We start from the raw sequence: 8,929 nt of genomic DNA, 5'->3' as shown, positions 1-8,929 counted from the left end.
TTAGGAGTTAGGAGTTGGGAGTTAGGGTAGTCCTGCATGGTAATGGTAAGGATATAATATATATTTTTTAATTTCTCCGACACTCCGAATCCCCCCAATCTCCGAATCCCCCCAATCTCCGAATCTCCCCATCTCCGAATCTCCCCATCTCTCCATCTCCTCACACTCCCGGTGCTTCCTTTAGCGAAGACAACGTAAAGACCACGCGCTAAAGACTGCAAGGGCGTTAATCCAAGACGCGGAGCGGCCCGCCGAAGGCAGATTTGAAGATTGCTAATCTAGTTAAAAATCACCATTAGACATAGGCGTGAAAATTAAAAATCAAATCAATTATCATCCAGAAATTATCTATTCTTTCTGTTAAGTGTTAAGTGTTCCCTCTTTTCCACCAGATGTCTATTTAGCCAAATCAATATCTGATGTAAGTTGGTATCAATTCACAATTTGGCTTGAATATTATGCTAAGTTGCACGGAATTCTTTGTGTAGCAGTACCTCCCCATTTCACCGAAAAATTGGGTTTGAAGCCTCCCCCTTGTAGGGGGACTTTTAATTTGTTTTCTTTGATAAGTATGCTATAATATTGTTAGTTTAAAAATGCAATTATGAAAGCTAGATATAAGTATCGTATCTATCCAACACCGAGACAAAAACACCAATTAGCTAAACTATTTGGCTGTGTCCGTGTGGTTTGGAATGATAGCCTAGCTTTCTGTAAAGAACAATACAAATTAGGAGCGAACAAACCCACTAATTCTGAACTACAAAAACAGTTTATTACCCAAGCAAAAAAGACTGAAGATAGAGAATGGTTATCGGATGTTTCAGTTGTACCATTGCAGCAATCTTTGAATGACTTAAACCATGGTTATCAAAACTTTTTCTCTTCAACAAAAGGCAAGAGAAAAGGTAGAGCTGTTAAACCTCCGCGATTCAAAACTAGAAAGTCAAGACAGACTGCTAGGTTTACCTTGAGAGGGTTTAAAGTTTGCCACAATAAAGTGTATTTAGCTAAGATTGGCAAGTTAAAGATAGTTTCGCCCGTGAGAGTTACCCGCTGCTCCATCCTCAGTAACAGTAATCAAAGATTCAGCCAATAGATATTTCTTGAGTTTTGTAGTAGAAATACAACCGGAAATTTTGCCTAAAACTGATAATTCAGTTGGAATAGATTTAGGTATTAAAACTTTTGCTACTTTGAGCGACGGCTCAAAGATTGAGGCTCCAAGACCATTAAAGAAAAGGATTAGTAAATATAGGAAGTTAAGCAAGTCATTATCTAAGAAAACCATAGGCTCTAAAAGGTATGAAAAAGCTCGTCTGAGAATAGCTAAATTTCATGCCAAGCTGAAAGATACAAGGACAGATTTTCTACATAAATTATCCACTGAAATAATTCGTGAAAACCAAACAATTATTTTAGAGGATTTGAACGTTTCCGGCATGGTGAAAAACCGGAAATTATCTAGAGCGATTTCAGATTTAGGATGGCGACAATTCCGGACATTTCTAGAATCAAAAGCCGAAAAATATAGTAGAGAATTTAGAGTAATTAGCCGTTGGGAGCCAACCTCTCAAATCTGCTATGCTTGCGGTTTCAAAGGTGGAAAATTAGACCTTTCAATTAGGGAGTGGGAATGTCTCAACTGTGGTGCAAAACACGACAGAGACCTAAACGCAGCCATAAATATATTAGTCGCGGGCGGGCAGTCCGAGACTTTAAACGGACGTGGAGGCAAGCAGAAGACCACCGTCGAGGTGGCAGCAGTCTGTGAAACGTCAACCCGCCGAGGAGCTAAGGCTCGGTAGGAATCTCCACGCCTTTAGGCTGGAGAGGATGTCAAATCTCAAGAATGTTCAAATTGTGGTCAAACAGTTAAGAAATCATTGTCTGTTAGAACTCACAAATGTCCACACTGCGGTTATATTGCTGATAGAGACCATAATGCAGCAAGGAACATTCTAGCCAAAGGCTTAGAAATGCGCTTGAGCAATAGTCAACAGTACCGAGGGGCACGCCTCCTGGCTCCTGCGAAGGAGCTGTGCTAACGGAGGAGCTGCCTCTTACAGAGGAGCTACGCTAACGCTAACGGAATCTGGGGGAGACCCGTTTGCGTAGCATTCCGAAGGAAAAGCTACGGGAGAGTCAGACCTATGGAGCGCGTGATAGCAACCCATACCAATCTAAATTGTCTCTATTAGCGTGGAATTATCAATGATGAGAATCCCGCATCAAATCAAAGATTATGATGCCGGGAGTATGTCAAACCTCTGATTCATCCATCAAGAGGGAAAAACGTTTTCGGTCTTGCAAGCCACTTGATTCATAAATAATATCGTATTTTTGATTTTTGACTTGCTTTAACTGCCACCCATCTTCTTTCTTTCTTTTTCGGACAAATATTTATCCATAAGCCTAACACCAACAGCAGATTCTCCTTCAAAAACTGAGCCAGTAGTGAGTTTCTTAAAACGATCCTTTAGTTTGACTTGTAAGATTCCTGATATAGGGACATAACCCACTTCAGAAATTACCTCTTTGTTAGTAACATCTATTTGGAAATCAACAAAAGCTTTAACAAAAGGCATTTTTTCTAGAGAATTTTTATTGATATATAAAAGTAATGGACGAGATAGGGGAGTATAAGTACCATTGGCGATCGTCTCCTGACTTGGTTCCACACATTGACCATTACCATTGTCAATAGCAATCAATTTCAAAACATCTTTATTGTTTTCATAGTAAGCAAGGCCGAGGAAACCCAAACTACCCCAGTCAGATTCGATGCCCTGAATAATGATATTATCATTTTCACTAGCCTGGAAGTCCTTTCGGCTTCTACCTGCTGCTCCAATTACAGCATCACTAAAGTAATCATAAGTACCAGAGTCAGTGTCAGGGGCATAAAGACCAAGGGGTTCTTCAGGAAACTCCTCACGAATTTGTTTCCAGTTGGTAACTTTCTCAGCATCATCAGACTGCCAAATTTTTTTTAATTCTTCTAGAGTTAGACAGTCTGACCAATCATTGTACTGGTTGGCAATGATGGAAATAGCATCGAAGGCAATAGGAATTTCAACGAACTCTATTCCGTTTGCCCGACACAGATCGATCTCAGACTTTTTAATGGGACGAGAAGCATTTGATATATCTGTGTCCCCAATACAGAACTTTTTCAGTCCAGAACCAGAACTAGATATTCCCACAATTATCTGAATATTAGGATTATCCTGCATAAAATTTTGAGCCATTGTGTTGGAGATGGGAAAAATGGTACTTGAACCATCAACTAGAACATAGCTTTTTGTCTGTTCTTCTTCTGGATTTACTGCTGCTGAGGGAGTCTCAAGAGGTTCTGTTTTTTTCTCTCCACCCCCACAGGCAGTTATGAGCAGGAGTATGGCTAATGTAAAATAATGAAGATACTTGTATCTTAATTTAATTCCTAAGTTCATAGACTTTTTTGATAATGGTGTTTTTATTTAACAATACAATATATAATTTTATCACTTGCAAATATTGATAAAAAATTAATTTTGTGATAAACTTTAGACTATATTTTTAGGTAATAATTACCATTTTCATAGAACTAGCAAAGAAAAGAAGCTGTGAATTTGCCTAAAAAATATAGATCATATTTTAAATTACTCTTACCTAATAAAATCAGGAAATATGATTATGGTTGCCCAATCTAGCATGTATTCATCACCCCTACAACAAGCCATTGACCGTCATCCCTTAACAGTAACTCCAGAAACTCCTCTGGTAGATGTACTCAAACTAATGAGCAAGTTACATAATAGTTGTGCTTTGCCCAATTTGAATACATCTGAAAATGAGCAGCTCGATCCATCAATATTATCAAACCAGGAAACAGTCACAAGTGTTTTAGTAGTAAAAAATATACCTGTTGACCAAGAACAAAAGTATAATTCACAATCTCCTTTATTAGGCATATTTACTGCGAGCGATCTTGTCAAATTAATTGCCACCGATCGATTTAATAATCTACAAAATTTATCAGAAGATGTGCATATTAGCGAGGTAATGACATCTAATGTTATCACTCTAAAAGAATCTGACGATCAAGATCTATTTACAGCTTTGTCTCTGTTCCGGAAACATAAAGTTAGTCATCTACCAGTGCTAGATAGTAAAGGTGAAATAGTTGGTGTTGTGACACCAGAAAAAATTCGTCAAGTCCTGCAACCTTCTAATATTCTTAGATTAAGACGAGTAAATGAAGTAAAAAATGACAGTGTTACAGTTACAATCCCAGGAACAGCATCATTGTTGAAGGTTAGTCAACTGATGGCAGAAAACAAAGTGAATAGTGTGATTATTACACAGAAGAAAAAAGTGCAAACACAAAGTATAGAAAAACCGCTCGGTATAATTGCTAATGATGATATTGCACAAGCATATTTTCTTGATATGGATTTGGGAAAAATACCTGTAAAGAAGGTAATGAAAACTCAAATGAATTTTCTGCAACCAACTGATTCTCTATGGAATGCTCATAAAAAAATGTTGCAGGAACAAGTGCAAATCTTGATAGTATGCAGCCAACAAGGAGAGTTACTGGGAACAGTAAATCAAACAAGTTTACTACAAGTTTTAGATCCCACAGTAATGTTTGGGTTAGTCAGAAAATTACGAGCTGATGTCAATCAACTACAAGCAGAAAAATTTAATCTGTTACATAGCCGAAATGCAGAACTAGAAAAAGAAGTTCAGGCACGAACAGCAGAAATACAGGAACAGTTAGAGCGCGATCGCCTCCTAGCCAAAATTGCTCTCAGGATTCATCAATCTCTCGACCTCAACGAAATCATTAATGCAGCAGTTACAGAAGTGCAACAATTTTTGAAAGCAGATCGAGTAGTTTTATTTCAAGTAAAATCTCCAAAAGTAACGAAGATAGTAGCTGAGTCAGTAGATCGTAATTGCAATTCTTGGATGGGCGATCGAACTTCATCTGAATGCTTAATGTCAAGTTTAAAAATCAAGAAAAATAAGATTCAGGCAGTTGCAGATATTGAGCAAACAGATTTAGCTATAGAACAAATTACGAGTTTCCAGCAAAAGCAGGTAAAATCTTTCTTGATAGTACCCATTTCTCAAGATGGGCAATTATGGGGAATTATGTGTACCCAAGAATACTCTGGAATCAGAGAGTGGCAACCATCTGAAATTGATTTATTGCAACAATTAGCAACCCAGTTAGCGATCGCTATCCAGCAAGCTCAACTTTATCAACAAGTACAAACTCTCAACACAGACTTAGAAAGACAGGTAAAAGAACGCACTGCCGAATTGGAACAAAAAGTCAAAGAATTGGAGCAACTTAATATTCTCAAAGATGATTTTTTAAGCACTGTTTCCCATGAATTAAGAACACCTCTATCAAATATGAAAATGGCTATTCATATGCTGAAAGTATTTCCTGTCTCAGAAAAGGGTCAAAAATATTTGAATATTTTAGATACAGAGTGCAAAAGAGAAATTGAATTAATCACCGATTTATTAGATTTACAGCGCTTAGAAGCAGGTACAGAATCTATTGCTTTAGATACAATAGATTTAACAACTTGGCTTCCTACTGTCATGGAACCTTTTAAATCGCGGGTGAAAGAACGGCAACAAACTCTTAAGATTAAATATCCTAAACAACTACCTAAGATCCGTTCTAATCATAATAGTTTAGGCAGGATTTTAGCAGAACTCCTGAATAATGCTTGCAAGTATACTGAAGATGGTGGGGAAATCAAATTTTCAATTGAATGTAACCAGAAAAAAAACAGCAAAAAAAGCACCTCAGAAACGCCTGCTCCCATCAAATTTATAGTTAGTAATCCATCAGAAATTTCTGAATCTGAGTTACCTAAAATATTCACTAAATTTTATCGAGTGCCTAATGCCGATCCTTGGAAACAAGGAGGTACTGGGTTAGGTTTAGCTCTACTCAAAGAATTAGTAGCACAGTTGCATGGCAATATACTTGTCACTAGCAGTAATGGTTGGACAACTTTTACAGTGGAATTGCCTGTATGAAGTCAGAAGTCAGAAGTTAGAAGTCAGAAGTTAGAAGTTAGAAGTCAGAAGTTATATCATGTTCAGTTAAACAGTTTTTATCATAAAAGCTCGTAGTATAGCTCTCAGCCCTATCTTCTGATTTCCCAGATTTAATTTGAGTTAGCTATTTCCTTATTTTTCCTTAATACTATAAATTAATAATTGTAGTAAATAACTGCATATAAAGGTGCGTTCAGGGAAACAAATACAACAACAAAATTCTAACTCTAAGGATTGGTCATGGCCACTATGGCCAATTTTACCCTTATATCCCTATGGGCAGCGGCGGACATTAAGAAAGGAAATAGTTAAAGATACAATCTGGACCTTTGACCAACTTCAGGGTATCTTCTATGTCACTGTGCCAATTAGGATGACAGTCGTCAGAATGCTCGGAGGGGGTTTGTTTGTCTACGCTCCAATAGCACCAACCCGGGAATGCGTACGCCTTGTTAATGAATTGGTAGAAAAATATGGGGAAGTTCGCTACATTATTTTACCAACTATTTCTGGCTTAGAACATAAAGTATATGTGGGACCCTTTGCAAGAAAATTTCCCACGGCGGAAGTTTTTGTCACGCCTAACCAATGGAGTTTTCCTCTAAATTTACCCCTGAGTTGGTTGGGTTTACCAAGAAACCGTACCTACCTACTCCCTGTGAATAGTGGAGATGCACCTTTTGCAGCAGAATTTGACTACGCAACTCTCGGACCCCTTGATATTGGTTTCAAACCTTTTGCGGAAGTAGTATTCTGGCATAGTGCATCTCAAACTTTACTGGCGGTTGATACTGTTTTATCTGTACCTGCTGAACCGCCGGATATTTTGAATTTAGATCCCTATCCGTTATTATTTCATGCTAAAGATGATGTGTTTGATGTGGTAGAAGATACTCCCACAAATAGACGTGTAGGGTGGCAAAAAATATGTTTGTTTGCATTGTATTTTCAGGTGGATGCTTTAGATGTAGTTCCTACTGGGGAAATTTTTAAGAATGTTTGGAAAGCAAGCGATCGCTCGAAGCGTGCATATTTTGGTCTGTTACCGTGGCGGTGGAAGTCTGACTGGCAGCGTTCTTTTACAGAGTTACGACAGGATGGACGGTTGTTAGTAGCACCTATATTGCAAACTCTCATTTTGAATCGCGATCCAAAACAGGTGATGGAGTGGGTTGAGAAGGTGGCAAGTTGGAATTTTCGGCAGATTATTCCCTGTCATTTTGATGCCCCTATTCAGGCAAGTGGATATGAGTTTAGGCAAGGGTTTAGTTTTTTAGAAAAGGATAGTGGGGGGTATTTACCACAGACAGATTTAAAATTATTGAGACAATTAGATGATAAGCTAAAAGAAATAGGGGTTTTACGTTAAAGCCGAAAACTATGTTCTGGCGTTGCTGAAGCGCGGGTATGATTTTCCTGCTTAGGAGGTAGGTAAGGAGATTGGATGCAATTCCTTACCGAGTAGTTCTTTCATGGGTAGGAAGGGGAACAAGTAATGAAAGGGGGTGAATATTGATAATTAAAATCTTATTATGTAACGCCAATTTTCTGATTTTCCCTATAAATAAAGACTAATTGGCGTTGCTTACACCAGGAATGAAACTGCTGAGTGAGTAAGTATTAATAGTAAGTAAAAAGCTCTTTTGACTATTAATAACTAACTACTGACTACTGACTACTAAAAATTATACAATTATTCAGCAATACTGGGCAATTTACAAACAATCTCACAAGTTGAATTTCAGTAAAAGGGAATTACAATGAAAATAATCAGAGTTGTTTTGATTGAAAAGCATGACTTAAGTCGTACTGGCTTAATGGCTGCGTTACAAATGTCTGAAGGGATTAAAGTAGTTGGAGATGCCGCTTCTGGGCAAGAAGGTTTAAATATTGTGCAAGCAACTCAGCCTGATGTAGCAATAGTTGCTCTTAACCTACCTGATATGGATGGAATTGAACTAACTCAGAAGTTGAAACAATTAAATGGCGATCGGGAATATAAACAAACAAAAGTGTTAGTTTTAACAACAAAAGACAGTGAAGACACCGTAATAGCTGCTTTTTCTGCTGGTGCAGACTCATATGCTCTCAAGGAACTCAGTTTTAGTAATTTACTTCAGGCTCTTGAGGTTACTAATGAAGGTAATAATTGGATCGACCCGGCGATCGCTAGTGTGGTAATTAAGCAAACTCAGGAAAGTCTTGATTGTAATTGTCCAACTTCTCAACCACAAATCAAACTAAATGACATGGACTGTGCGCCTGGAGGAGATGAAATAATTCAGATAGATCCTCTAACAGAACGAGAATTAGAAGTATTACAGCTAATAGTTTCTGGATGTAGCAATGCTCAAATTGCTGACAAGCTTTATATCACTATCGGAACTGTCAAAACCCATGTTCGTAGTATTTTAAATAAGCTATGTGCCAACGATCGCACTCAAGCAGCAGTCCGTGCTTTGCGTTCTGGTTTAGTTAGTTAAGCTCGATCGATTTCCCATTAATAGTTATGCTTTCCATCTGCATTAGTCAAAGATGTCAGGGTGGTTTAATAGCTTGAATAAAAATATTTTTTACTCAATCCTTTGCTATTAAAAATTCACCCCAACTAATTCTTGACTTATCTTATCTTGAAAAAAACTTTATCTATTCAGGGAAAAGTATTTAATACATTTTCCTTGAATTCTTTTTATAAAACATTGGTGATACTAAAATGATTGAGAAAAGTTCGTCAGTCTAGTCAATTTTTTTCTTAGCTTCATCTTTAGCATTCTCTACAGTATGTTCTGCTTTAGCTTCACCTTGCTTAACTTGTCCTTCAGCCTGATCTTCTGGATTACCTGTAATTTCTCCA

At 37.6% G+C, this 8,929-nt stretch carries 7 protein-coding genes and 1 pseudogene; 6 read left to right on the top strand and 2 right to left on the bottom strand.

The features are described from left to right. A partial coding sequence (locus F6K22_RS21560; protein ID WP_363274092.1) for a hypothetical protein occupies positions 1-221 on the bottom strand: 221 nt, incomplete at its 3' end. Between the two features lie 383 nt (positions 222-604). Here F6K22_RS21560 and F6K22_RS42325 point away from each other — a divergent pair. From F6K22_RS42325 to F6K22_RS21550, 3 genes and pseudogenes are all read left to right on the top strand, one after another. Next, entirely contained in the window at positions 605-1,099 is a 495-nt protein-coding gene (locus tag F6K22_RS42325) for an RNA-guided endonuclease InsQ/TnpB family protein (protein ID WP_363274090.1), read from the top strand. 7 nt (positions 1,100-1,106) lie between these two features. Next, positions 1,107-1,808 (top strand): RNA-guided endonuclease InsQ/TnpB family protein, encoded by a 702-nt coding sequence (locus F6K22_RS42320; protein WP_363274088.1) that lies wholly within the window; start codon positions 1,107-1,109, stop codon positions 1,806-1,808. A 36-nt stretch (positions 1,809-1,844) separates the two neighbouring features. Next, positions 1,845-2,048 (top strand): annotated as a pseudogene (locus F6K22_RS21550) (zinc ribbon domain-containing protein); the annotation flags it as partial. 312 nt (positions 2,049-2,360) lie between these two features. Here the strand turns inward: F6K22_RS21550 and F6K22_RS21545 are convergent. Then, on the bottom strand, positions 2,361-3,455 hold the full coding sequence (locus tag F6K22_RS21545; protein ID WP_293102470.1) for a PstS family phosphate ABC transporter substrate-binding protein: 1,095 nt from the start codon (positions 3,453-3,455) through the stop codon (positions 2,361-2,363). Positions 3,456-3,678: 223 nt separating this feature from the next. Between F6K22_RS21545 and F6K22_RS21540 the strand changes: the two genes are divergently transcribed. The 3 genes from F6K22_RS21540 to F6K22_RS21530 all read left to right on the top strand — a co-directional run bounded on the left by F6K22_RS21540 (position 3,679) and on the right by F6K22_RS21530 (position 8,558). Then, positions 3,679-6,054 (top strand): CBS domain-containing protein, encoded by a 2,376-nt coding sequence (locus F6K22_RS21540; protein WP_293102467.1) that lies wholly within the window; start codon positions 3,679-3,681, stop codon positions 6,052-6,054. 208 nt (positions 6,055-6,262) lie between these two features. Beyond that, positions 6,263-7,444, top strand: a complete 1,182-nt coding sequence (locus F6K22_RS21535; protein ID WP_293102464.1) for a DUF4336 domain-containing protein — start codon at positions 6,263-6,265, stop codon at positions 7,442-7,444. Positions 7,445-7,835: 391 nt separating this feature from the next. Beyond that, positions 7,836-8,558: a response regulator gene (locus F6K22_RS21530; protein WP_293102461.1), complete on the top strand. Its 723-nt coding sequence runs from the start codon at positions 7,836-7,838 to the stop codon at positions 8,556-8,558. Positions 8,559-8,929: the final 371 nt, after the last annotated feature.

Source organism: Okeania sp. SIO2F4 (assembly GCF_010672385.1).
GTDB lineage: Bacteria > Cyanobacteriota > Cyanobacteriia > Cyanobacteriales > Microcoleaceae > Trichodesmium.
This window is presented reverse-complemented; position numbering and strand designations above follow the sequence as displayed.

What these genes read in the sequence shown, in the direction of transcription:
- F6K22_RS42325 (WP_363274090.1), top strand. Translation starts at nt 605, where the DNA reads ATGAAAGCTAGATATAAGTATCGTATCTATCCAACACCGAGACAAAAA.
- F6K22_RS21545 (WP_293102470.1), bottom strand. Translation starts at nt 3,455, where the DNA reads ATGAACTTAGGAATTAAATTAAGATACAAGTATCTTCATTATTTTACA.
- F6K22_RS21540 (WP_293102467.1), top strand. Translation starts at nt 3,679, where the DNA reads ATGGTTGCCCAATCTAGCATGTATTCATCACCCCTACAACAAGCCATT.
- F6K22_RS21530 (WP_293102461.1), top strand. Translation starts at nt 7,836, where the DNA reads ATGAAAATAATCAGAGTTGTTTTGATTGAAAAGCATGACTTAAGTCGT.